A 23,487-nucleotide genomic window follows, 5' to 3' on the forward strand; every position below is an offset into this window, starting at 1 on the left:
ACCATGGCCTGCGGCCCTGTTACGGGCGGGGCCGCGGACAGTCGTCAGCGGCGGGCCGGTGCGGCGGGCGATCCCATCCGGGACACGGCGTCAGGGCCGTCACGTCCCCCGGCGCTCATAGGCGCGCCGGACCCCGTAGAGTCGTCCGGCCGACCGGAAGGCGGTCGGCACGCACCCAACCAAGGAGAACCACGTGGCACTGGAGAAGCCTGAGATCGACTTCCCGGAGGGCGAGGCGCCCTCGGAACTGCAGATCGTCGACATCGTCGAAGGAGACGGTCCCGAGGCCAAGCCGGGTCACCAGGTCAGCGTGCACTACGTCGGCGTCGCCTTCTCCACCGGCGAAGAGTTCGACGCCTCCTGGAACCGCGGCGAGACCTTCCAGTTCCCGCTGGGGGGCGGCCGGGTCATCGCGGGCTGGGACCAGGGCGTCGCGGGCATGAAGGTCGGCGGCCGTCGTCGCCTCACCATCCCGCCCCACCTCGGATACGGCAACCGCGGCGCGGGCGCCCGCATCAAACCGGGCGAAACGCTGATCTTCGTCGTGGACCTGCTCGGCGTCAGCTGACGCCCCCGGCGGCCTCGGCAGACGGCCACCGGTTCACGGGGCCGCGGTGGCCGCCACCGTGTGCCCCGTGAACCACCCCGCACCCCGCACCCCGCACCCGAAGGGTGATCGCCTCCCCGGTGGGAGGCGGATTTTCCCCACGGCGGTTGGATCACTCCGAAAAGCGGAGGGGCATCCTCCCGAAATGTCACTCTCAGCTCTTAGGCTGAACCTGTGCTGTTGATCGATCTTGCCCGCACGTCGGTGGCCGTGGCCGCCGACTCGGCCCGGTTGGCGAAGATCCGCCATCTCGCGGAGCTGCTCGGCCGGGTCGAGCCGGACGAGGCGGAGATCGCCATCGCCTACCTCTCCGGCGAGCTGCCGCAGCGCACCATCGGCGTGGGCTGGACCGGCCTGCAGGATCCCCCCGATCCACGCCTGACGGCGACCGCCACCCTGCGCCAGGTGAACGACCTGCTCGACCGGGTCAAGGCCCAGTCGGGCCCCGGCTCCCAGAGCGCGCGCAAGGCTCTGATCATCGAGCTGTTCGGGGCGGTCACCCGCCAGGAACAGGCGTTCCTGTCCAGACTGCTCCGCGGCGAGCTCCGGCAGGGTGCGCTGAACGGCGTGATGATCGAGGCCATCGCGAAGGCCGCCGAGGTGCCGGTCGCCGAGGTCAGGCGGGCACTGACCCTTCGCGGCCGGCTGCCGGCCGTCGGCGCCGCCGCGCTGAAGGGCGGGGTCGAGGCGCTGCGTGCCTTCCACCTGGAGGTCGGCCGTCCGGTGTCGCCGATGCTCGCCCAGAGCGCCACCTCCGTCGCCGCCGCACTGGGCAGGATCGGCGGGCCGTCCGCCGTCGAGTGGAAGCTCGACGGCGTCCGGATCCAGGCTCACCGCGCCGGTGACACGGTGAGCGTCTTCACCCGGACGTTCGACGACATCACCGCCCAGGTGCCGGAACTGGTCGAGACGGTCGGCGCTCTGTCCTCTCGGGACCTGGTCCTGGACGGCGAGATCATCGCACTACGTCCGGACGGTCGTCCCGAGCCCTTTCAAATCACCTCCGGTCGGGTGTCGAACCGCACCGACGTGGCGAGGGTGCGCGAGAAGACCCCGCTGAGCGTGTTCTTCTTCGACGCGCTACGGATGGACGGCAACGACCTGCTCGACCTGCCGGGTGAGGCGCGCCACGCGGCCCTGACCGAAGTCGTGCCGACGGAGTCGATAACTCCACGCCTGGTCACCGGCGACGTCACGAGCGGCGAGGAGTTCTTCAAGAACGCGCTCAGGGCCGGACACGAGGGCGTGGTGGTCAAATCTCTGCAGACGCCCTACGCGGCCGGGCGACGCGGAGCCGGCTGGATCAAGGTCAAGCCCCGGCACACGCTCGACCTGGTCGTCCTCGCCGCCGAGTGGGGCCACGGCCGCCGCGAGGGCCGGCTCTCCAATCTGCACCTGGGCGCCCGGGATCCACAGACCGGTGGGTTCGTCATGCTCGGCAAGACCTTCAAGGGACTGACCGACGAGTTGCTCGCCTGGCAGACCGAGCGTCTCCTTGATATCGCCGAGGGTCCCGCCGACCACTGGACGGTCACCGTCCGGCCCGAACTCGTCGCCGAGATCGCGTTTGACGGGGTCCAGCGCTCCAGTCACTATCCCGGCGGGATGGCGCTGCGCTTCGCCCGGGTCCTGCGCTACCGCACCGACAAAAGCGCCGACCAGGCCGACACCGTGGAAACGGTGCGCGCCCTGCTGCTCTGATCGACCACTGCTCTGACCGCGAGTCTCGGCCACAGCCCCTTTCCTCTGGATCCGTGGAGCGTGTGGGCCCCGCGGGCACCGCGGTGCTCCAGGGAGCCATGTTGATCACAGTCTCCGCGGCGTGCTGCGGGTTCACCCCGCACTCCGTGGAATCGCCGTTTTTCTGTGACGCCGCATTGATCGTGGCCCGCACGACGCCCTCCGGGGACCGCCACCCCGGAGGACCGTTCCGATGTGATCTATTTCGACACACAACATCACCCATAGGTGATCAACAGTTAATTGATCATTATATTTCAATCTAAGTGATATAAGTCACTTTATATCCCGTTAACATGGTTTTACTATCTCTTTGTCGCATATGGTCGGCCCACCTTAGGCGGGAAGCACCCCTGTGACCCGCCAATGGGACCGGTCGGCGCGCACCCCCCGTCTCCCCCGCCCCGCACGGCCCTCCCGTGTCCTGCCCCCGATCTTGGACCGTGGTTTCCCTTGGGCCTGCACTCTCGCACTCCGTCTCCCCGCACCCCCCGAACATCCCCTCTGAAAAAGCCGAGGCCGGGAAGACCCGGCAAGCGGCGTCTGACCGTGCTGGCCGCAGGCGTCGCCACGGTGGTCTCGGCAGGCGTCTGGGCGCTCTCCGCCTTCGACAACGCCCCGTGGACGGCGGCCGGCCTCAGCGGAGCCCGGAACCCCGTCGGCACCGCCGTGCCTTCCGGCGGCCCGGCGAGCACCGTCGGGAACTCCGCGGCCACCGGCGGGAGAACCTCGGTCTCCCCCGTCCGGCCCGAGGGCACAACGGCTCAGGCCACCACCCCCGAGGCTGCGACCGACTCGGTCACCACCGCCCCGACCACAACGGCGGGACCGGGAGCAGCCAAGGGGACGACGGGGCCGTCCAGCGCGCCCCGGGCCACAATCAGACCCCCCGCCACGGCCACGCCGACCGACGCCGCCACCCCCATGGTGAAAAGCACGCCGAAGATCGGCAAGACCAAGGCCGCCCCAGAGCCAAAGACCCACGTGATCTCAACCGGGACCTGTGGCGCCTCCTTCTACGGGGAGCCGCAGATGACGGCCAGCGGCGAGCAGTTCAACCCGAACGCGATGACCGCCGCGCACAAGAGCCTGCCCCTTGGCAGCAAGGTCCGGGTGACCAATCCCGCGAACGGCGAGTCGGTCACGGTCAGGATCAACGACCGCGGCCCGTACGTGGGCGGACGCTGTCTCGACCTGTCCAGAGCCGCCTTCTCCGCCATCGGCGACACCGGCGCCGGAGTGATGCGGGTCAAGTACGAGGTTCTCGGCAACTGACCGGCGATCGCTCCGGTCTACTTCACCAGGCGGAGCGTGAGCGGGTAGCGGAAGTTACCCTCGCCGAGCGCGGCCAGGCCGCCGATCACCGACAGCACCGCGCCTCCGATCCAGAGCAGGGGCGTCAGCACCAGGCCCACGAAGGTGATCGTCAGCACCAGGGTGGCGCCGAGCAGTGTGAGCTGGAAGTTGAGCGCCTCCACCGCGTGCCTGCGAATGTAGGGCGAGGTCTTTCCAGCGGCCAGCAACATGATCAGCGGACCGAGCGCGAGCAGGCCGACCAGCGGGAGCAGGTGGGCCGCCGCCGCGCCCAGGCGCTCTCCCCCGGTGTCCGCCCGCGCGTCGTAACCCGCGGGCACCGCCCCGCCCGGCACGGGAGGGTATGGCGCGGGCGCGATCGGACGCGAGCCGTACAGCTCGTGCATGATCGGCATGAGATCACCGTGGAAGCGAGCCGTCATCGCCCGCTCCAGCCTGTCGTCAAAGTCGATTCTGTCGAACCGCCCCTCCGCGTAGGCGGCCTTGACGTGTTCGACCACCTGCTCCCGATCATGATCGCTCACCCGGAGCCCGGCGTAGTCGAGCCCCGGGCCGGGGGACGGCGCACTCTCGCCCCATGAGTGCGCCGTCGGTGTCGCTGTGCCTGCCATGGGATCGACATCCCTTTCGTCGCCGCTTTTACGTCAATCCTGAGCAACAACTTTTGAGCGGTCTATCCGGATGAACCCTTGGATGTCCCTTAGAGTCACCCCTGGACTTGCACCAAGACACGACCAGGAGATGTATACAGGGAGACATGAGATGGCGTGATCGCTATGGGTTGAGGCGTCTACGCGGGCCGAAGATCGCCAAGTTCGACCGTGAGGCGACCGACTCCGACGTCGAGGCACTCATCGACTTCGCGAAGTCGCGTCGTGGCGTGGAGTTCTATGTGGAACCGGAGACCTTCGCGACCGACACCACCGCGATGGCCATCGCGGACGACGGCGAGTGGACCCGTCGCCGGGTCGGCTCGCCTGCGGTGATCCGCAAGGTGGCCCGTGACCTGGCCCTTCCGGTCTACGATGTGCAGCTGACCGGCTATCCCGCCCGGATGCGGGCCTACAACGAGCGCCGTAAGCGCGCCGAGAGCTGACCGGTCATCCCGCTGGGACCCCCGGTTCCTCCAGCAGGGCGACCATGGGCAGTAACCAGGCCATCCGGGGGCTGCCCATCTCCCGGCCGAGCTCCTCGGAGCTCGGCATCCTGCTGTTGAGCACCTCAGGCGGGAGCAGATGGCGCAGCGCGTGCGTGAGCAGGTTCGCCATGGAGTAGTCGGGATCGATGTCACGTGCACGGGCCAGCGCGATGCCGGCCAGGGCGGAGTCGCCCCCGCACCAGGCCACCACCCCGAGCAGGGAGGCGGCCGGGGCCACGAACCTCGGCTCCAGCCGCCGGGTGAGGTCCCGCCACAGCCCGAGGTGAACGCTACGGGTGCCCCCGACGGCCAGTGCCCACGCCTCGTCACGGATCCGGATCACCGCGAGGTCCAGACCCAGTCTGGCCGCCGCCTCGTCGTCGAGCCGTCCACCGGAGGCGTAGAGATCGATCGCCGAGTGGACCCGCGCCATTCCCGCCGCGACGAACTCCGCCACGAACTCCCCCTCTCCGCGTCCGGCGAGACTGTCCCTCATCTCCCGCGTGACACGGGCGGTGGCCCGGCGCATAGCCAGCCTGGCGGACCCGCCGACAGAGTCGAGTGACCGCTCAAGGGTTTCGCGGTCGGGCAGGGCGACCAGCCCCTGCACGGCCGCCTGAGCGGCGACGGCGCCGGCCTTCCTTTCGTACGGCGTGCCGTCGATGGGGCAGCAGTCGGCCCGGGAGCACAGGTAGGACCAGTAGCGGCCCCCCTCCACCCGGAGTGCCTCGACGAGCGTGATGTCACCTTGCCGGAACAGGGCGACGGCGAGATCCACGGCCGGGGTCACCAGCGGACCCGGACCGTATCCGACGACGACGACCTGGGTGATCCCCTCCTGGGCGAGCAGCGGGGCGACCCGGCCGAGGCCCGGATCAGCCAGCGGCAGGTCCCAGCGGACGGTCAGGTGCAACCGGCTCCTGGGCGGATTTCCTCTCAGCCCGATGACGACCAGGCTGTCGGCAGGGTGAAATCCCACGAGGTACGGCACGGCGCCGAGGACGTCCTCCGTGGAGCTGAGCAGAAGGCTGGGCTGCGGCCGAAGCGAGGCGGGCGAGGGCGGGGTGTCGGTTGTCATGGGCGGAAGCCTCACCTGAGTCCCGGCCCCGTTTCAGCACCGAACCGCACTCTGTGGACAGTTTCCGGCTTTCCACAGCCTTCGCTTCGAAGCCCTGTGGACGGCCTCCGGTTATCCACAGTTTCCGGCCCGGAGCGGCCGGCGCGGGACGCGGTGGCGCATGATCGGGGTCTGTCCGATCCCACGGATCATCGACCTTCCGGGGACGGGAACGGGGAAGGGAGGAAAGCGACACCGTGTCATCCGCCCGTGAGCGGTCACGCTCTTCGGTGAATGCCCGGATCCACACCCGAAATGCCGGGGAGCGGGCCGGCCACCACCAGTCGCGTCCGGACCATGATCGCCGCACCCGCCACGGCGGCGGGCATCGCGACCACCGCGGCCAGCGGAATAAGAAAGATCAGGAAGATCAGCACCCCGAATCCGAGGGCGGAGGCCTTGTTCTCGCGGAGCACCGCGAAACGGCTCCCGCGAGCCAGACCCCTGCGTTCCATGGCCAGCGCGGTGAGCTCGACAGTGAGGAAGAAGCCCGAGACCAGGGCTCCCAGCACCGGCACCACCGTCTGCCCGATCACCGGCACGAAGCCGAGGAGGAACAGCGGAACAGTGAACAGCAACACGTATCCGAGGGTGACCAGACTGTCCTTGATGGAGCGGGGAATCGACTTCCAGAGCGGGACCTCATGTCCGCTCGGCAACTCCCCATAGGTCAGCTCGACCTTCTCCGAGAGCTTCTCGTAGAACGGCTCGCCGAGGATCAGCGTCACGGCGGTGAAGGTCACCACGAACAGGATCACACCGGCGCCGAAGACAGCCAGCCCGACCAGCGCGCGCAGGGCCGTTCTGGCCCCCTCGGACCACCCGTCGGCGAACGGCGTCGCCCATCCCGCGAAGGCGGTGGCGTTGGTGCCGAGAAAGTAGAGGCCGACCGCGTAGAACATGAAAACGATCAGAGCGGGGATCAGCCCGAACAGCCACCAGCGAGGGTTGCGGGCGACCCAGCCCAGTCCCTGGAAAAAGAACCCGATGCCGTTCGCAAAGGAGCGGAAATGACCCATGCCCGGAAGGTTAGCCGGATCGGCGGATCATCGCTTGACGGCGCCGGGGACCTCCCGTCCCACGCTCCGCCGCCCATCCGCCCCCACAGGGGTGGGCACCCGGTTCTCTGTCCCCGCAGACGCAGGAAGAGAAGGCATCCGCCCCACAGGGGTGGGCACCGCCGAGAGGGCTCAGGAGCATCCGGGCACCGGGATCTCCGAGTGCGGCAGCGGGACCGTGGACCCTGGACGGAGAGGTGCGAGGTGGAGGGTCCCACGCTGGAGGAGCGATCCGGAAGCGTCACCGGCAGGAAGGTCCCATCCGGACGATCTGAAGAGACGACGGGACAGAACTTCGGAGCGGAGAGCGGGACGGGAGGTCTCATCGGGCAAGACGTGTAAGACGTCTCGTGGTGGAGGAGGCGGGAGGCACGGTGAGGGAACGGGGGTACGGGAGCCCTTAGGCGCGCTGCCAGAGCGTGGGCACCGAGACACCGAGGGCGGTAAGGAGCCTGCGCAGAAGAGGCAGGGAGATGCCCAGGACGTTGCCGTGGTCGCCGTCGATGCCGTCGACGAACCAGCCTCCGGGGCCGTCCAGGGTGAAGGCCCCGGCGACCCGAAGGGGTTCCCCAGTGGCGACGTACGCGGCGATCTCAGCGTCGCTGGGGGTGCCGAAGCGCACGACCGTGGCGCCCACCTCCGACACCTCTCTGCCGTCGGCGGCGTCGATCACGCAGTGACCGGTGAGCAGGCGGCCCTCGCGACCGCGCATGAGCCGCCAGCGGGCGACGGCGTCCTCGGGCGACAGCGGCTTGCCGTAGGCCTGCCCGTCGAGTTCCAGGACAGAGTCGCAGCCGACGACCAGACCGGATGCGAGGTCCCGTGCCACCGTCGCCGCCTTCGCCCGAGCCAGGGCGAGGCAGAGTTCGCCGGGGCTGTCGGCGGTGACGGCCTCCTCGTCCACTCCACTGACGATCACCTTGGGGTCGAGTCCGGCGCTGCGGAGCAGGGCGAGCCGGGCGGGCGAGGCTGAGGCGAGAACGATCTGGGTCACGCCGATCGAGCCTAGCGCGATTCCGCCGGCCGCTCCTCCTCACAGGTTCCTGATCATCGGTACCACGGGAAGTCCATGGCGGCGTGGCCCTCGACCTCCCCCGGAGGGCGAAGCACAACAGGACAGGCCGGGATCGTCAGGTGGGGCTGTGGAGTTCGGAGGACGAATCCGATGGGGGTGGCGGAGGCGCGGCGCCGCGGGAGAGTCCCGCGGCGGCGTAGACCTCGACCTCCCCCAGGGTTTCGTGTTCCAGCAGGGCGGTGACGACGGCGTCCAGGCGGTCGCGGTTCTCCTTCAGAACGTCCTGAGCGATCTCGTAGCACTCGTCCACAATGCGCCGGGTCTCCTCGTCCACCGCCGCGAGCGTGGCCGGAGCGGCGACGGGGTGACCGTCACCGGAGTTCGGGAGAATGGTCAATGGGCCGATCTTGGGGGACATGCCCCAGCGGCCGACCATTCCCCGGGCGATCGCGGTGACCTGTTCCAGGTCGTTCTCCGCGCCGGTGGTGACCATCCCGTAGACGACCTGCTCGGCGGCCATGCCGCCGAGGGCTCCGATGATCCGGCCCCGCAGATACCTCTCGTCATAGGCGTAGCGGTCGGTGTCGGGTGTGGAGAGTGTGACGCCGAGCGCCCGGCCGCGCGGGATGATCGAGATCTTCCTGACCGGGTCGGCGCCGGGCTGGAGCATGCCCAGCAGCGCGTGACCGGCTTCGTGGTAGGCGGTGCGCCTGCGTTCCTCCTCCGGGATCACGATCGCGCGGGCCGTACCGAGCTGGATCTTCTCCAGGGCGTCCGCGAGGTCACGGGTGTGCACCTTCTGATTGGATCGCTTGGCCGCGAGGAGCGCGGCCTCGTTGACAAGGTTGGCCAGGTCGGCGCCGGTCATCCCGGGGCTGTTCTTGGCGAGCCGCTCCAGGCTCACGTCGTCGGCGAGCGGTACCCCCCGGGTGTGTACCTTGAGGATCGCCACCCGGCCTTCGGCGTCCGGTGCGGATACCGCGACGGTCCGGTCGAACCGGCCTGGTCGCAGCAGTGCCGGGTCGAGGATCTCCGAGCGGTTGGTGGCGGCGATCACGATCACGCCTTCGGAGCCGCTGAAGCCGTCCATCTCGGTCAGGATCTGGTTGAGGGTCTGCTCACGCTCATCGTGACCACCGACGCTGCTGCCGCCGCGGGTGCGGCCGATCGCGTCGATCTCGTCGATGAAGATGATCGACGGGGCGACCTTGCGCGCCTCGTCGAACAGCTCTCGCACCCGCGAGGCGCCCACTCCCACGATCATCTCGATGAACTCCGAGGCGCTCGCAGAGAAGAACGGCACGTCCGCCTCGCCCGCGACGGCCCGCGCGAGCAGGGTCTTGCCGGTGCCCGGCGGGCCCGTGAGCAGCACGCCCTTGGGCAACCTGGCTCCCAGTCGGCGGTATTTGCCTGGCTCCTTGAGGTAGTCGACGATCTCGGCGAGCTCGTTCTCCACCTCGTCGATGCCCGCGACGTCGTCGAAGTCGACCCTTACCTTGTCCGCGTCCACCGGGATGACCGACTTCGACCTGCCCATGCCGCCCAGCCCGCCGAAGCCGCCCGGGCCCCGGCCGCCCGGCATGCCGGCCGCCGAGCGCCGGATGAACCAGATCCACAGACCGGCCAGCAGCAGGACGGGCAGCAGCGACAGCAGCAGGTTCACGAGGAAGCCGCGATCGCCGGCGACCGGGTCGGCCTTGATCGCCACACCCGCTGCGGTGAGCTGCTGGTACAGCTGGCGCTGGTCGGCGAAGACCGGCATCTCGGTGGAGAACCGGGTGTAGGTGCGGTTTTCGCTGTCGGGGTCGCGGGCGGCGTTCTTCAGCTCGCCCTGAATGGAGAACCCCTTGGCGTAGATGTCCTTGACGTTCTTCGCCTGCACCTGCTGGGTGAACTGTGTGTATGAGATCGTCTCGACCGTGCCGCCGTCGAGAAACGACGAGATGAGGAAGAAACCCGCGTAGACCAGCAGCATGGTGAGCGCGAAGCGCCACCAGTTGATCCTGGGGCGCTGCGGAGCCGACGGCTTGGCGGGCAGTCCTTCGGACCGCCATGGCCTGGGCTCGTCGTCCCTGCCCGGTTCCTCGCCGCTGGGCCCCTTACGATCCTGAGACGCCGGTCGCTCCACGACTTCCCCCTCCACGACCACGGGGGTCCCCGACCGTGGGGACCCCCGGAGACGGGCACCCTCAGGCGTGCGTCCAGCCGGCCGCCTTCATCGCGTTCTTCAACTGCTCCTCCTGCTCGACGCTGAGCGAGGTCTTGACGAGCTGCCCGCCGTACGGTGCGAGCTCGGCGATCACCTTGTCCCTGGTGCCCTCGACCACGAGCGCGAAGACGGCCGCGGCACCGGGCTGCAGGCCCTCGCCGAGCTCCTTCATGAAGCCGTCGTCCACGCCCACGTCGGTCATCGCGCCCGCCGCGGCACCGGCGGCGGCGCCCACGGCCATGCCGAGCAGCGGCATGAGGAAGATCAGTCCGATCAGTCCGCCCCAGAGCGCCCCGCCGGCGGCGCCCGTACCGGTGGTGTTGTGCGCCTGGTGGAGCTTGATCTTGCCGTCCTCCCTGCGTTCGGCGACGACCACGTCCGCGAGCTGGATCAGCCGCTCCCGCTGGAGGCCGAGCAGCTTCTCCCTGACCTTCTCGGCGGTTCCGAGGTCGTTGTAGGCGACGACGAAGAGATTGGCCATGAAATTCCCCCGAGTTTCACTAAGCCATGCGAATAACGCGATTCCTGCCCAGAGGGTGACTACTTCAACCTGATCGAGGAGATCGCGGTGTTGATGTCACGCCACCGCTTGTGCTGGGCGTCGGGGATGGTCACGAAGATCATGGCGGGCCGGGTGCCGGGGACCTCGGTCACCGCGACGGCGGCCATGGAGAGCCGGGACCTGCCCTTGACCCGATACTTCACCCGGTAGGCCAGGAGCCAGCCATCCTTGATCGACTGGGAGGCGGTCCAGGCGATCTTGGAGCCCTTGGGGTGGTGGTTAAGCGTCCAGCGGGCGGCCAGCAACGCGGTGTCCTTCAGGCTCTTCTGCGCCTGGATCGGCACCGGGCAGGTCACGAGCATCGCCCGGACACCCGCGCCCTTCGCCTTCGGCAAGACCTGCTTGGTGGAGAACGGCGAGGCCCCGAAGATCTTCCACGGCCTGCCGAACCGGATCAGCGACACACCCGACTTCGCGTCCCGCAGGCGGCGCTTGGTCTTGTACTTCTTGCCGGGCAACGGGCCGAGCCGCCGGTCGCGGGGCAGCTTGGGAACACGAGGGTCGGCCAGGGCCGCCAGTACGGCCTTCCGGTCGTGAACGGCGGTCGGCGAGGGCGACACGGTGGCCGGGGAAGACACCGAGGCCGTGGGGGACGCCGCCGGCGGGGAGCCGAGACCGGGTGAGGGCGCCACGGCGGACGGCGCGGCGCCCTGCCGCGCGGGCGTCTCGCCGGACTGACCGGAGGAACCGGTGTAGACGAGACCGACCACGATCCCGACGACGGCCAGAACCGCAGCGGTGAACCCGGCCAGCAGCCGGTAGATGACGCGCATGGGCAGGTCACCGATACGGGAACGTTTCACCGACGATTTCGGTGGCCGCGAAACGACAATTTTGGGCAAGTCGGACGTATCCGCCTCAGCAGTCACATATGTCGGTACAGAACCCGTCCCCCGGGTCCCCTGAGTCCCACCCAACCCATCGAGCACGATCGGGAGCGTACGACAAATCCGGTTTTCTCGTGCGCGATCCCCATCACACTTAGGGAACGAGTGCCCTCCCGACACCCGTCCTGTCGCCCGATCCGTGCGGCCCGGCGGTTACCTGCCATGATTCGACGGTGCTTGCAGAACGCCAGGTAGAGCTCCGCTTCCACGTCGCCTCCCGTGACGCGAGAACCCACACGAACCTGTCCGCCGTCCGTTCCGACGGCGCCGGACTCTGGCTGGCCGGTGACGAGACCGCCACCGTCGAGCACCTGACGCTCCGCGAGGGCCGCTACGACGACCAGCGCAGTTTCGCCCTGGCCGACTTCGTGGACCTGCCCGCCGGACCGGAGGACGAGGCCGACATCGAGGGCCTGGCCCGGGCCGACGGGTGGCTGTGGGCGATCGGCTCGCACAGCCTCAAGCGCAGACGCGCCAGGAGGGACCACCCGGCCGACAAGGCCCGCCGCCGCCTCGGCACCGTGATACGCGAGGAGAACCGCTACATCCTGGTACGGCTACCGCTCACCGGCTCGACCCCGGTCAAGGTGGACGGCCGCCGGACGGCCGCGATCCTGTCCGGTCCCGGCCGGAACCTGGCCGACCTGATGGCCGACGACCCGCGCCTGGCCCCCTTCGTGAAGATCCCCGGCAAGGACAACGGCCTGGATGTCGAGGGCATCGCGGTCCTCGGCGACCGCGTGTTCGTCGGCCTGCGCGGCCCCGTGCTCCGCGGTTGGGCGGTGCTCCTGGAGCTCCGGCCGGAGACCGACCCCCGCCGTCCCGACCGGCTCCGGCTCGCCCCGATCGACGGCGGGCCGTACCGGACACATCTTCTCAACCTCGGCGGTCTCGGCATCCGCGACCTGTGCCCGCACCGGGACGGGCTGCTGATCCTGGCCGGGCCGACCATGGATCTCGACGGCCCGGTCCAGGTGCTGCGCTGGCGGCCCGGGGACGGACCGTCCGTTGAGCACGACCCCGAGCCGGTGATGAACATGCCCTACGGAGCCGGGTGCGACCATGCGGAGGGGTTGACCGTCCTCGACGACGAGCACCTGCTGGTGGTCTACGACAGCCCGTCCAGCGCACGGCTCACCCCTGAGGGCGGCGTCCTCGCCGACATCGTCAGGCTGACCTGAGCGGCCCGGAACCCGCCGGACGGAAACCTCCCCCACGCAGCCACGGGGCGTCCGCGACGACCGTGCACGACCCCGGCGCGATCTCGGTGAATCCGGCGTCCCTGACCGTCGGCAGGCCCATGTCCACCAACCCGGCCCATCCGGCGGGGTCGGCGGTCCGTACGGCGGACACCAGCCCCCGCTCCCGCCATGCCCGCCGGGCGTGCTCGTCACCGCCCCACCAGCCGAGCTGGGCCGCGTGCCCGGCCTGGGCCATCGCCTTGCCCGCGGACATCTCCAGCGCCGGGTTGATCCAGAGCACCACACCCCCCGACGGCGGTGCCGGTTCGGCCTGGTCGGTCAGGTCGAGGCCGGAGACCTGGAGCCTGGCCAGATCTCTGGGCCAGGCGTCCAGCGGGACCGGCGGGTGGACACGGACCTCGGCGGTGCCGGAGGCGACGGTGACGCCGGGCAGGTCAAGCGCCCGGCGCCACTCGGCCCCGCGTGCCCGCCGTACGACCTTCCTGATCCCGATGCGCTCCCAGGCGCGAACCTGCTCGGCCCACTCTCCGTCACCGGTGGCGCGGGGGTCGTCAAGCAGCGTCAGTACGGCGAGCGCGGCGGCCTCCAGGGCGTCGGTGCGCTCCGGGGGAGCCGCCCGCTCCACCCGCACCACCAGCGGAAGCACCTTCTGACCGGTCACGCGACCTCCTCCGTCCGACCCGCGGCCGATCCGGCTGTGGGTCCGGCCGCGGGCCCGCCGGGCGGCCCGTTCCGCCCGTTCGTCCCTCCAAGGATGCCTGCCGCGTCACGACCCCGGCCACCACCGCCGGATGAGCACCGGCACCCCCGCAATTAACCCGACAATCACCACACAAAGCCCAGACACTCAACAAAACACACAGAACCATCTGATCGTCGACCATTAACCACTATCTCGATAATTAACAATGAAAGCGCGACTCGACATATAAAGCGAGATTTCCCAGTGGGCGGCGCAGACATTTTTCCGTTACCAAGAAACCCCTTTAACCGGTGTTCATCAAATTGAAGGGTCATCGCATTCTCTGTCGGGTAACCCCTGCTTGCCGCCCATCGCGGTGATGTGAGCCGATTCCCCGGAATCACAAAACGACATGGAGCAAGATGACTTCCAGTGGTTACAGACGGCTTTCGAGCATTACCCCCGGCAGGCGCGCACGAGCCTGGGCCGTCGCGACGGCGGCGCTCGGCGTTCTCATGACGCCGATGCTTCAGACGCCGGCCGGCGCCGCTACCGGAAAAGTGGAAACCGTCCTTTCTCATCCGGCCGCCAACGGCGGCCTCACGGCTCCGGCCTTCGATCTCGCCTCCCGTGCCACAGGATCGGCCCTCCGTCTCGGAGGTTGCTTCAGGGGGCACTGCCGGCGTTGCGGGTGCGTGGTACGACACCACTGCATATGCCGGCGCGGCCATCGGGGGTTCCGCGGTTCGCAGGGCCCGCAGGGAGTGCGCGGCCCACAGGGACCACGCGGTCCGCAGGGGTCACGCGGCTCCCAGGGATCGCGCGGCCCGACCGGCTCGACATCGAGTGTCGACACGGAGTTCCAGGGCGCCAACAAGTTCGTCGCATCGACCTCGGACGACGGGACGACGTCCGTCCGGGACCCGCGGACGCTTCCCCGCTGGCACGACCTCTCTCCGCTGAGGGGCTATCCGCTCAACGTGACCGGCGTGTCCCTGGCGGTGATGGGCAACGACCTTCACGTCACGGTCCGGAGCCTGAGCGGTGAGATCGCCCAGACGACGTGTGTCGTGGCCCCCGAGCCTGGAACCGGCGGGAACCCGGCCTGGCCGAACAACTGCGGCGCCTTCGTCAACCTGACGCCGCCGAACTGAGATCCGCCGGAGCCCGGCCGGACGGCCGCGGAAACCGTGGCGGTTGTGCGGGCCGTGGACCGGTGAGTACGCGATACATCGGCGGGCGCCGTGCCGGGGTGACACCCCGGCACGGCGCCCGCCGTATCAATATCCACAAAAATCAGACCAGAGGCGGCGCCATACCGGAGCAGGGGTACTCAGGCGGCACCCATCTCAGATGCACAACACCCGGCTTGTCCTACTTGTCAAGGAAAGAATAATGATGCTCAGCTTTGCTGTACTGAGGCCGATAGGTGATCATATGTCGGATGACTAAGGAGTTCTAGCGTGTTCCGTGCGCGGACGTCTGGCAGGTTCCCGGCCGCACTGGTGGCGGGCGCGTTCGTACTGAGCGCCTGCGGCGGCGCCGGCGCGGCGGGCGGCCCCACGACCTCGAACACGATCTCCGCCGGGGCCAGGAGCATCACCTACGCCTACGAGCAGGAATTCCACTCCTACAACAACAACACCGCCGCCGAGAACGCCATGCGCAACACCGGTCCCCTGCAGCGGGTGCTGACGGGTTTCTGGTTCTACGGCGAGAGAGGCGCGATCACGCCCGACACGGACTTCGGCACCTACCGGAAGACCTCCGACGACCCCCTGACCGTCGAGTACACGATCAGTGACAGGGCGGTCTGGTCGGACGGTACGCCGATCGACTGCGACGACGTGCTGCTCTGGTGGGGTTTCAAGTCCGGAAAGATCAAGGGCTTCTCCACCTCCGGCACCGTCGGGGTCGAGGACACCAGGTTGCCCGCCTGCGACAAGGGGGACAAGAAGTTCTCCCTCGTCTACGACAGGCCCTTCGCGGACTGGGCGGCCGGCGGTCCCGGCGCGACCGAACTGCTCCCCGCCCACGTGGTGGAGAGGCAGGGCGCCCTGTCGGAGGAGGAGTTCATCGCGGCGATCAAGGCGACCGACGCCCGGAAGCTCGAAAAGGCCATCGAGTTCTTCAACAACGGCTGGGTCTCCGAGATCGCGCTCCCCCCCGCCGAGCTGATCCCCTCCTCCGGCCCGTACAAGCTCTCCAAGATGGACGCCGGCCAGTCGTTGACCCTCGTCGCCAACGACCGGTGGTGGGGCGCCCCCGCGGCCACCCCGACGATCATCGAGCGCTTCATCACCCTGGACGAGCAGGCCCAGGCGCTGCACAATCGCGAGGTCCAGATCATCGAGCCACAGCCGGGCCCGGACGTGCTCAATCAACTCAAGGCACTGGAGGGCGTGCGGGTCAACATAACCGACCAGTACACCTACGAGCACCTGGACTTCAACGTCAACTCCAGTCCCTTCAAGGACAGGAGGCTGCGTGCCGCCTTCGCCAAATGCGTGCCCCGGCAGCTCATCGTCGACAACCTGATCAAACCCGTCGTACCGGACGCCAGACCTCTGGAGATCCGCAACGTCGCCCCGTTCCAGGACAACGCCGCGGCGGTCATCGCCGCCGCCGGCGGCGCCGGTGTCCACGGGCGGCAGGACATCAAGGGCGCCAGGGCGCTCGTGGCGAAGGCCGGCAAGACCGGAGTCCAGGTCAAGATCGGCTACCAGACCCCCAACCCGCGCCGCACCGTCGAGGTGCAGCTCATCATCGACGCCTGCAACAAGGCGGGCTTCCAGGTCGTCGACAAGGGCTCAGAGGACTTCTTCGGCACCGTGATGCCCGCCAACGGCTACGACGTGGCCCTGTTCGCCTGGTCCGCCTCCTCACTGATCAGCGGCTGGGCCTCCACCTACACCACACCGACGAAGTGCGACGGCGAGAACAAGGGCAACAACAACGGTTGCTACTCCAGCAGAAAGGTCGACAGGCTCATCGGGAAACTGAACGCGACCGTGGACCCGGACGCGCAGAACCCGATCATCGGGGAGATCGAGAAGGAGCTCTGGGCCGATGTGGCGACCATCCCGCTCTTCCAGCACCCCGGACTGAGCGCGTGGGACGAGGCGATCCGCAACGTCGTCCCGAACCCCGCCCAGTCGACCATCACCTGGAACATGGACCGGTGGAGCCTGTCGTGACCCGCCGGGTGGAGGCCGTACCTGGCGGCGGAGACAGATGCGACCCGCCCCTCCCTTGGACGCCTTCTCGCCGAACGCGGCCGCCGGCGGCCACGTCGTCCTGGGAAAGACGAGATCCCGCCCGGTCGAGGTGACCGGGCGGGATCTCGTCAACGCCCTTCGGGCCGTCTTGAGAACGGCCCGGAGTGGAGCTATGGGGATTCGAACCCCAGACCTCCTCCATGCCATGGAGGCGCGCTACCAGCTGCGCCATAGCCCCTCAAGGTGATGCGATGCCGCCCGGCTTTCGCCTCGGCGGCACCACGCCAGTGTATAGGACATCACGCCCTACCCCGTAACCGCCGAAGAGGCGATCCTGCTGTCCCGGACCCGGCGAACCCGGACATCGCACTGATGAGAGCAGGTGACGGCATCCACCTCATTCCGCCCATGATTTCCCGATGAATACCGCTTCGTCGCGAAAAAACACAACATAAGATCCCTGACCATGCGTGTGTATCTCGGACTGGCGGCCAAACGCCCGGAAGCCGGAATCCCGGACGCGATGGTGCACACCGTCAGGAGCGCGATCGACAGCGCGTTCCCGGCTCCCCCCGAGGTCGTCAGATCCCGCGAGTGGCACCGGCCCGGTATCTCCCTGTTCGCCTGGACCAACGAGCCGGACGACTCCCGGCTGCCGCCCCTGCTGGCCACCGGGCACGACCGGGTGACCGGGGTGAACGGCCATCTGACCGCGCCGGGCGACGTGGACCGGCTGGCGAGCACGCCGGAGCTGAGCACCGAGAGCGTCGGCGGCTGCTTCTCTGCGTTCCGCGCGACCCGTACGGAACTGTCGGCCGCCACCGCGATCCACCGGGCCTGCCCGGTCTACCACGCCGAGAACCCCGACCTGCACGTGATCGGCAGCCGGGCGCTGCTGGTCAGCCTCGCCGCGTTCGGCGAGCGGATCGAGTGGGACGTGCTCGCGCTGCAGGCGATGATCCGCCAGGGCTACTTCCTGTCCGACGAGACGCCCTACCGCGGGGTCACCGCGCTCCCGCCGTCCTCGGCCGTCACCGTCCGGGGCGGCAGCCGTACGATCACCGAGACCCCTCTCCCGGCCGCCGCGTCCGTCCCCACCTCCCGGGGAGGGAGGAAGAAGCTCGTCGAGGGGCTGGCCGACACACTGCTGGCCACCGTGGAGCCGCTGCGCGCGGCGGGCGAACCGGTCAACCTGGCCCTGACCGGCGGCCGGGACAGCCGTCTGGCCGCGGCGGTGCTGCACGCGGCGGGGATCCCGCTCCGCGCGACCACCAACGGTCTGGACGGCCACCCCGATGTGATCATCGCCGGGCGGATCGCGCGGGCACTCGGCATCGAGCACACCGTCATTCCCCCGGCCCGAGCCGAGCGGAAGGACGCGGTGCTGGTCGAGCACCCGCTCGCGCGGACCTACGAGACGCTGCGGACCTGCGAGGGCATGACGTCGGCCTACGAGTCGATCGTCGGTTATCTCCCCTACAACGCCAGGCCCACCATGTCCGGGCAGAGCGGGGAGGTCCTGCGGGCCGGAAGCTTCCTGCTGCTGCAGAGCGACCTGAGCGCCAAGGCGCTGCGCCGCCGGGTGGACGCCACGTTCCTGCGGGATCCGGCGCTGTTCACCGAGGCGGCCAACGAGCACGCGCGTGAGCTGGCCCGGCCCTGGCAGGAACGCGGGGGGCTGGAGGCGCTCGACCACATGTACGTCTCCTACCGGATCGGCCGCTGGCAGGCCGGATCCCGGGCCGGATCACTGCGCCGGGGCGACCCGATCTGGCCGTTCCTCGACAACCGGGTGGTGCGGGCGGCGCTGGGCCTGGACCAGACCTGGCGGCTGTCCGAGGAGGTCATCCACCGGCTCACCACAGGTCTCGCCCCCTCGCTCAGGAACGTTCCGATCGAGGGAAAGCCGTGGCGGTTCACCGTGGGCAGGCGCTACTACCCCTGGCAGCGCAGGCCCGGCTTCCTGACGGCGCCGAAGACCGGCGGAGGCTGGAGCTGGCGGACCGGCCCCGACGAGACGCTGACGGCGGTGCTCCGCGACCACGTCCTCGGTCATCTCGACCTGCTGGCCCCCATCGTCGCCCCCGACGAGGTCCGCAGACTGTTCGCCGACCCGGTGCTCAAGAGGCCCGCCCAGGGCTGGCATCTCTACACCGTGGCCACGATGCTGTCCGGCGTCTATCCGGGCAGGGCCCCCGAAGGACTCACCCCGATCCGGGTCCCCATCCCCTCGTGAGACGGCGCCACGGAGCCGGGCTCTCCGGCCCGTCGTGAACGTGAACAGCACCGTGAACCGGCCTCTGTGACATCCGCCGGGGTCCGTCGGAGAAAAAATCGGAGCGGGCCGGGCTATGCTGCCGGTGCGGCTGGTTCGCCGCTCCCCCACCGGAGCGGCGAGGCAACAGGGAACCCGGTGCGACTCCGGGACTGCCCCGCAGCGGTGAGTGGGAACGACCGCCGTCACACAAGCACTGGGTGGGACAACCACCTGGGAAGCGACGGCCAGTAGGAGCGAGTGCGACGCCCACGAGTCCGAATACCTGCCACCGCCCGCGTGCCGGCCGGCACGCGGTCGTCCATGGCCCCGCGGGAGGGCCGAGGGGATCGCCTTTCCCTCGGCATGCCCGCGCACGGCCGGGTTCCACGAGGGAAAAGGACCCATGAGAGACCAGCGCACCACCGTTCTCGGCTACCCCAGGATCGGCCCCGACCGGGAGTTGAAGAAGGCCGTCGAGGCCTACTGGGCCGGCACGATCGACGCCTCCCGGCTCCGCGCCGTCGGCCGCGACCTGCGCGAGCGCACCTGGACGGATCTCCGCGACGCGGGGCTGACCGACATCCCGTCCAACACCTTCTCCTTCTACGATCACGTCCTCGACACCACCGTCATGCTCGGCGCAGTCCCCGCCCGCTTCGCCGGGCTCGACGGCCTCGACCGCTACTTCGCGATGGCGCGCGGCACCCAGGGCATCGCGCCTCTGGAGATGACCAAGTGGTTCGACACGAACTACCACTACCTGGCGCCCGAGCTCGGCCCCGACACCCGGTTCCGGCTCGACTGGAAGAAGCCGCTGACCGAGTACGGCGAGGCCAGGGAGCTGGGCATCGAGACCAGGCCGGTGCTGGTCGGCCCGCTCAGCTACCTGCTGCTGGCCAAGTCAACCGCCGAGACCACGGCCGGGCCCGCCACCGGATCCCCCGCGGAGACCGGCGAGGCCGGCGGGGAGGCCGGCTTCTCACCGCTGCTGCTCCTGGACGACCTGCTGGACGTCTACGCCGAACTGCTGGAGCGGCTGGCCTCCGCCGGAGTCACCGAGGTGCAGCTCGACGAGCCCGCGCTGGCCGGAGACAGGTCCGTTGAGGAGTTGAAGGCCCTCGCCCGCGCCTACGATCACCTCGGCGGGCTCAGCCACCGCCCCCGGCTGCTGGTGGCCACCTACTTCGGCGAGATCGGCGAGGCGCTGCCGGTGCTCGCGGCGTCCCGGGTCGAGGCCATCGGGCTGGACTTCGTGGCCGGTCCCGGCAACCTCGCCGGGGCCGCGGGACTGGCGGGCAAGACCGTGGTGGCCGGGGTGGTGGACGGCCGCAACGTGTGGCGGACCAGGCTGCCCACCGCGCTGTCCACCTGCGCCGCGCTGCTCGGACTGGCCGGGGAGGTGGTGGTCTCCACCTCGTGCTCGTTGATGCACGTCCCGCTCGACCTGGATCGGGAGGAGGGGCTGCCCGAGGGGCTGGCGTTCGCCCGGCAGAAGGTGGCGGAGGTCGTGGCGATCGGCCGCGCGCTGCGGGAGGGGCCGGAGGCGGTCGTACCCGCCGCGGCGGCGCGCCCCCCGGTGAACGCGCGGGTGCGGGCACGGCTGGAGACCCTGGGAGAGGGGACGGCGCGGGCCGGACACACCGAACGGGCCTCGCTTCAGCGGGCGGCGCTGGAACTGCCGCTGCTGCCCACGACCACCATAGGCTCGTTCCCGCAGACGGACGCGGTACGGCGGGCCCGCGCCGACCTGCGGGCGGGCCGGATCGACCAGGCCGGATACGAGGCGGCGATGCGCGCCGAGATCGACTCGGTGATCGCTCTGCAGGAGGACATCGGGCTGGACGTGCTGGTCCACGGCGAACCCGAGCGCAACGACATGGTGCAGTACTTCGCCGAGCAGCTCGACGGCTACGCCGCCACACAGCACGGCTGGGTCCAGTCGTACGGCACGCGGTGCGTGCGGCCGCCGATCCTGTTCGGGGACGTGGCCAGGCCCGAGCCGATGACGGTGCGCTGGGCGGTCTACGCCCAGTCGCGGACCGACAGGCCGGTCAAGGGCATGCTGACCGGGCCGGTGACCATGCTGGCCTGGTCGTTCGTCCGGGAGGACCAGCCGCTGGCCGACACCGCGCGGCAGGTGGCGCTGGCGCTCCGGGACGAGATCCGCGACCTGGAGGCGGCAGGAATCCGGATCATCCAGGTCGATGAGCCCGCGCTGCGGGAGCTGCTGCCGCTCCGCGCCGCCGACCAGGCCGGATACCTGGCCTGGGCGGTCGGCGCGTTCCGGCTCGCCACCTCCGGGGTGTCCGACTCCACGCAGATCCACACCCACATGTGCTACTCGGAGTTCGGGGAGATCATCGGTGCCATCGGTGACCTGGACGCGGACGTGACCAGCGTCGAGGCGGCCAGGTCCCGGATGGAGCTCCTGGACGACCTGGGCGCCGCCGGATACGCGCGCGGGATCGGCCCGGGGGTCTACGACATCCACTCCCCGCGCGTACCGGAGACCGGCGAGATCGAGCAGGCGCTCCGGCTGGCGATCCGGGCGGTGGAACCGGAGCGGCTCTGGGTCAATCCCGACTGCGGACTGAAGACCCGCGGCTACGCCGAGACCGAGGCGAGCCTGCGCAACATGGTGGCCGCGGCCAGGAAGGTCCGCGCGTCATAACCGGCCGCGCACCATAGCCGGTCACGCGCCGTACCCGGTCACACGCCGGGCGCGCCCGGGACACCGAGTCCCCCGCGCCCGGCCCCGGCCCCGGCCTCGGCGCTGACCCCGGTGCCGATGACGGCGTGACACGCCGTACGGGACCGGTACACGTCCCCGGCGCCGGCGCGGTCACCGGAGTGGCCGTCCTCCGCGGCGGGGACGACGGCTTCGAGTCCGGCCCGCATCGTATGCTGGACGGTATCGAGACCCGCGTCTCGTCCGCCCGGGATCGCCCGGCGCCTCCGGCAGAGGACTCCGGCCGTTCCCCCGCTGATTCGGTTACCTAAAATCACGCCTGGACAGCGGAGAGTTTTCCTCCAGAATAAGTGGGGTATTGATCTCGGCCTAGGAGTCCACCATGGCACTCATCCAGCCCGATCCCACCTTCTATCCCTCCGCGCGGGAGGCCATGCTCGCCCCGCGCGAGGAGCTTGCCTATGTCGCCCTGCTCGACGCCGCCGGGCAGGGGCGTCCCGACGGACTCGCCACGATCGACCTGTCCAATGGGTCGATCGTCGACATTCACGACATGCCCGTCGCGGGCGACGAACTTCACCACTTCGGGTGGAACGTCTGCAGCGCCGCCCTGTGCCCCTACGCTCCGCATCCGCATGTGGAACGGCGCTATCTGATCCTGCCCGGCCTGCGCTCCAGCAGGATCTACGTGTTCGACGTCAAGGACGACCCCCGGCATCCCCGGCTCGTCAAGACGATCGAGCCGGAGACGCTTTTCCGGAAAACCGGCTACAGCCGCCCGCACACCGTGCACTGCGGCACCGACGCGATCTACATCAGCGCGCTCGGCAACGTGGACGGCGACGCGCCGGGCGGGGTGTTCACCCTCGACCACGACACCTTGGAGCCGAAGGGCCGCTGGGAGGTGGATCGGGGCTCGCAGCGAATGCACTACGACTTCTGGTGGCATCTCGGCCACGACACGATGATCAGCAGCGAGTGGGGCACCCCCAACCAGATCGAGGCGGGCCCCTCACTGGACCTGCTGGCCGGACGGGAGTACGGCCACCGGCTGCACGTCTGGGACCTGCCCAAGCGCAGGCACCTGCAGGAGATCGACCTGGGCGACCAGCACCAGATGGCCCTGGAGTTGCGCCCCGCCCACGACCCGACCAAGACCTACGGGTTCGTCAACACGGTCATCAACGTCGAGGACCTGTCGGCGAACATCTTCACCTGGTATCAGGAGAAGGGGGTCTGGAAGGCTCGCAAGATCATCACCATTCCCGCAGAACCGGCCCCGGTCGATCTGCTGCCGGAGCCGCTCAAACAGTTCGGAGCGGTGCCGCCGCTGGTCACCGACATCTCGCTGACCCTCGACGACCGCGTCCTGCTGATCTCCTGCTGGGGCACGGGTGAGCTCAAGAGCTATGACGTCTCCGACCCGTTCGCCCCTCGCGAGGCGGGCTCGGTGCGGATCGGCGGCATCGCCCGGCGCGATCCGCATCCGGCCGCTCCCGACCGGGCGCTGAACGGCGGTCCGCAGATGGTGGAGACCAGCAGGGACGGGCGCCGGGTCTACTTCACCAACTCGCTCTACCGATCCTGGGACGACGTCTTCTACCCCGACGGCATCTCCAGCTGGATGGCCAAGGTCGACATCGGCGGAGACGGCTCGCTCTCCCTCGATCCGGCCTTCTCCATCGACTTCGCCACCGACGGGCGCCGCGCCCACCAGATCCGCCTCCAGGGAGGAGACTCCTCCTCCGACTCCTTCTGCTTCCCGTGATCCCACCTCCCGTGACGGTTCCGG

19 protein-coding genes, 1 tRNA gene and 1 riboswitch are annotated in these 23,487 nt (G+C 69.4%); of the genes, 10 read left to right on the forward strand and 10 right to left on the reverse strand.

The genetic code is table 11. The features are described 5' to 3' along the window. Nucleotides 1–193 precede the first annotated feature (193 nt). From ACWEF2_RS11345 to ACWEF2_RS11355, 3 genes are all read left to right on the forward strand, one after another. A complete protein-coding gene (locus ACWEF2_RS11345) occupies nucleotides 194–568 on the forward strand; it encodes an FKBP-type peptidyl-prolyl cis-trans isomerase (RefSeq protein ID WP_355596121.1) in 375 nt (124 codons plus the stop codon). Nucleotides 569–781: 213 nt separating this feature from the next. Next, nucleotides 782–2,308, forward strand: coding sequence for an ATP-dependent DNA ligase (locus tag ACWEF2_RS11350; protein ID WP_453814167.1), 1,527 nt, complete (start codon nucleotides 782–784; stop codon nucleotides 2,306–2,308). Between the two features lie 588 nt (nucleotides 2,309–2,896). Continuing rightward, nucleotides 2,897–3,622, forward strand: coding sequence for a septal ring lytic transglycosylase RlpA family protein (locus ACWEF2_RS11355; protein WP_453814169.1), 726 nt, complete (start codon nucleotides 2,897–2,899; stop codon nucleotides 3,620–3,622). Between the two features lie 17 nt (nucleotides 3,623–3,639). Here the strand turns inward: ACWEF2_RS11355 and ACWEF2_RS11360 are convergent, their stop codons facing one another. After that, a complete protein-coding gene (locus ACWEF2_RS11360) occupies nucleotides 3,640–4,272 on the reverse strand; it encodes a DUF4870 domain-containing protein (RefSeq protein ID WP_453814171.1) in 633 nt (210 codons plus the stop codon). Nucleotides 4,273–4,418: 146 nt separating this feature from the next. On the opposite strand from ACWEF2_RS11360, the gene ACWEF2_RS11365 reads away from it, so the two are divergent. Then, complete coding sequence (locus ACWEF2_RS11365) at nucleotides 4,419–4,757, forward strand: hypothetical protein (RefSeq protein WP_355596113.1); 339 nt, start codon at nucleotides 4,419–4,421, stop codon at nucleotides 4,755–4,757. A gap of 4 nt (nucleotides 4,758–4,761) precedes the next feature. On the opposite strand, the gene ACWEF2_RS11370 is transcribed toward ACWEF2_RS11365, so the two are convergent. The 6 genes from ACWEF2_RS11370 to ACWEF2_RS11395 form a co-directional block, all read right to left on the reverse strand. Further along, nucleotides 4,762–5,877 (reverse strand): DUF4192 domain-containing protein, encoded by a 1,116-nt coding sequence (locus ACWEF2_RS11370; RefSeq protein WP_453814174.1) that lies wholly within the window; start codon nucleotides 5,875–5,877, stop codon nucleotides 4,762–4,764. Nucleotides 5,878–6,134: 257 nt separating this feature from the next. Continuing rightward, nucleotides 6,135–6,935 (reverse strand): EI24 domain-containing protein, encoded by an 801-nt coding sequence (locus ACWEF2_RS11375; RefSeq protein WP_453814176.1) that lies wholly within the window; start codon nucleotides 6,933–6,935, stop codon nucleotides 6,135–6,137. A 439-nt stretch (nucleotides 6,936–7,374) separates the two neighbouring features. After that, nucleotides 7,375–7,968, reverse strand: coding sequence for a Maf family protein (locus ACWEF2_RS11380; protein ID WP_453814178.1), 594 nt, complete (start codon nucleotides 7,966–7,968; stop codon nucleotides 7,375–7,377). 136 nt (nucleotides 7,969–8,104) lie between these two features. Next, a complete protein-coding gene (ftsH, locus tag ACWEF2_RS11385) occupies nucleotides 8,105–10,117 on the reverse strand; it encodes an ATP-dependent zinc metalloprotease FtsH (protein ID WP_453814180.1) in 2,013 nt (670 codons plus the stop codon). A 61-nt stretch (nucleotides 10,118–10,178) separates the two neighbouring features. Then, nucleotides 10,179–10,679: a DUF1269 domain-containing protein gene (locus ACWEF2_RS11390; RefSeq protein ID WP_453814182.1), complete on the reverse strand. Its 501-nt coding sequence runs from the start codon at nucleotides 10,677–10,679 to the stop codon at nucleotides 10,179–10,181. A gap of 59 nt (nucleotides 10,680–10,738) precedes the next feature. After that, nucleotides 10,739–11,563 (reverse strand): hypothetical protein, encoded by an 825-nt coding sequence (locus ACWEF2_RS11395; protein ID WP_453814184.1) that lies wholly within the window; start codon nucleotides 11,561–11,563, stop codon nucleotides 10,739–10,741. 257 nt (nucleotides 11,564–11,820) lie between these two features. On the opposite strand from ACWEF2_RS11395, the gene ACWEF2_RS11400 reads away from it, so the two are divergent. Continuing rightward, nucleotides 11,821–12,828 carry a DUF3616 domain-containing protein gene (locus ACWEF2_RS11400; RefSeq protein ID WP_453814186.1) on the forward strand — a complete coding sequence of 336 codons (1,008 nt, stop codon included), beginning with the start codon at nucleotides 11,821–11,823 and terminating at the stop codon, nucleotides 12,826–12,828. Here ACWEF2_RS11400 and ACWEF2_RS11405 read toward each other — a convergent pair. Continuing rightward, nucleotides 12,815–13,510 carry a peptidyl-tRNA hydrolase gene (locus ACWEF2_RS11405; RefSeq protein WP_453814188.1) on the reverse strand — a complete coding sequence of 232 codons (696 nt, stop codon included), beginning with the start codon at nucleotides 13,508–13,510 and terminating at the stop codon, nucleotides 12,815–12,817. The genes ACWEF2_RS11400 and ACWEF2_RS11405 overlap by 14 nt on opposite strands. 785 nt (nucleotides 13,511–14,295) lie before the next feature. On the opposite strand from ACWEF2_RS11405, the gene ACWEF2_RS11410 reads away from it, so the two are divergent. Further along, entirely contained in the window at nucleotides 14,296–14,685 is a 390-nt protein-coding gene (locus ACWEF2_RS11410) for a hypothetical protein (RefSeq protein WP_453814190.1), read from the forward strand. A gap of 309 nt (nucleotides 14,686–14,994) precedes the next feature. Then, nucleotides 14,995–16,728 carry an ABC transporter family substrate-binding protein gene (locus tag ACWEF2_RS11415; protein WP_453814192.1) on the forward strand — a complete coding sequence of 578 codons (1,734 nt, stop codon included), beginning with the start codon at nucleotides 14,995–14,997 and terminating at the stop codon, nucleotides 16,726–16,728. A gap of 186 nt (nucleotides 16,729–16,914) precedes the next feature. Here ACWEF2_RS11415 and ACWEF2_RS11420 read toward each other — a convergent pair. Beyond that, nucleotides 16,915–16,987 (reverse strand) — tRNA-Ala (locus ACWEF2_RS11420). Between the two features lie 228 nt (nucleotides 16,988–17,215). Between ACWEF2_RS11420 and ACWEF2_RS11425 the strand changes: the two genes are divergently transcribed. Together ACWEF2_RS11425 and metE are read left to right on the forward strand one after the other, a co-directional pair. After that, on the forward strand, nucleotides 17,216–18,985 hold the full coding sequence (locus tag ACWEF2_RS11425; RefSeq protein ID WP_453814194.1) for an asparagine synthase-related protein: 1,770 nt from the start codon (nucleotides 17,216–17,218) through the stop codon (nucleotides 18,983–18,985). A 113-nt stretch (nucleotides 18,986–19,098) separates the two neighbouring features. Then, a riboswitch (cobalamin riboswitch) is annotated at nucleotides 19,099–19,311 on the forward strand. A 98-nt stretch (nucleotides 19,312–19,409) separates the two neighbouring features. Further along, a complete protein-coding gene (metE, locus tag ACWEF2_RS11430) occupies nucleotides 19,410–21,677 on the forward strand; it encodes a 5-methyltetrahydropteroyltriglutamate--homocysteine S-methyltransferase (RefSeq protein ID WP_453814196.1) in 2,268 nt (755 codons plus the stop codon). A gap of 38 nt (nucleotides 21,678–21,715) precedes the next feature. Here metE and ACWEF2_RS11435 read toward each other — a convergent pair whose 3' ends face one another. Next, nucleotides 21,716–21,904, reverse strand: coding sequence for a hypothetical protein (locus ACWEF2_RS11435; protein WP_453814198.1), 189 nt, complete (start codon nucleotides 21,902–21,904; stop codon nucleotides 21,716–21,718). A gap of 173 nt (nucleotides 21,905–22,077) precedes the next feature. Here ACWEF2_RS11435 and ACWEF2_RS11440 point away from each other — a divergent pair, with 173 nt between their 5' ends. After that, nucleotides 22,078–23,463 carry a selenium-binding protein SBP56-related protein gene (locus tag ACWEF2_RS11440; RefSeq protein WP_453814201.1) on the forward strand — a complete coding sequence of 462 codons (1,386 nt, stop codon included), beginning with the start codon at nucleotides 22,078–22,080 and terminating at the stop codon, nucleotides 23,461–23,463. The last annotated feature ends 24 nt before the right edge of the window (nucleotides 23,464–23,487 follow it).

The sequence above is a fragment of the Streptosporangium sp. NPDC004631 genome, assembly GCF_053601935.1.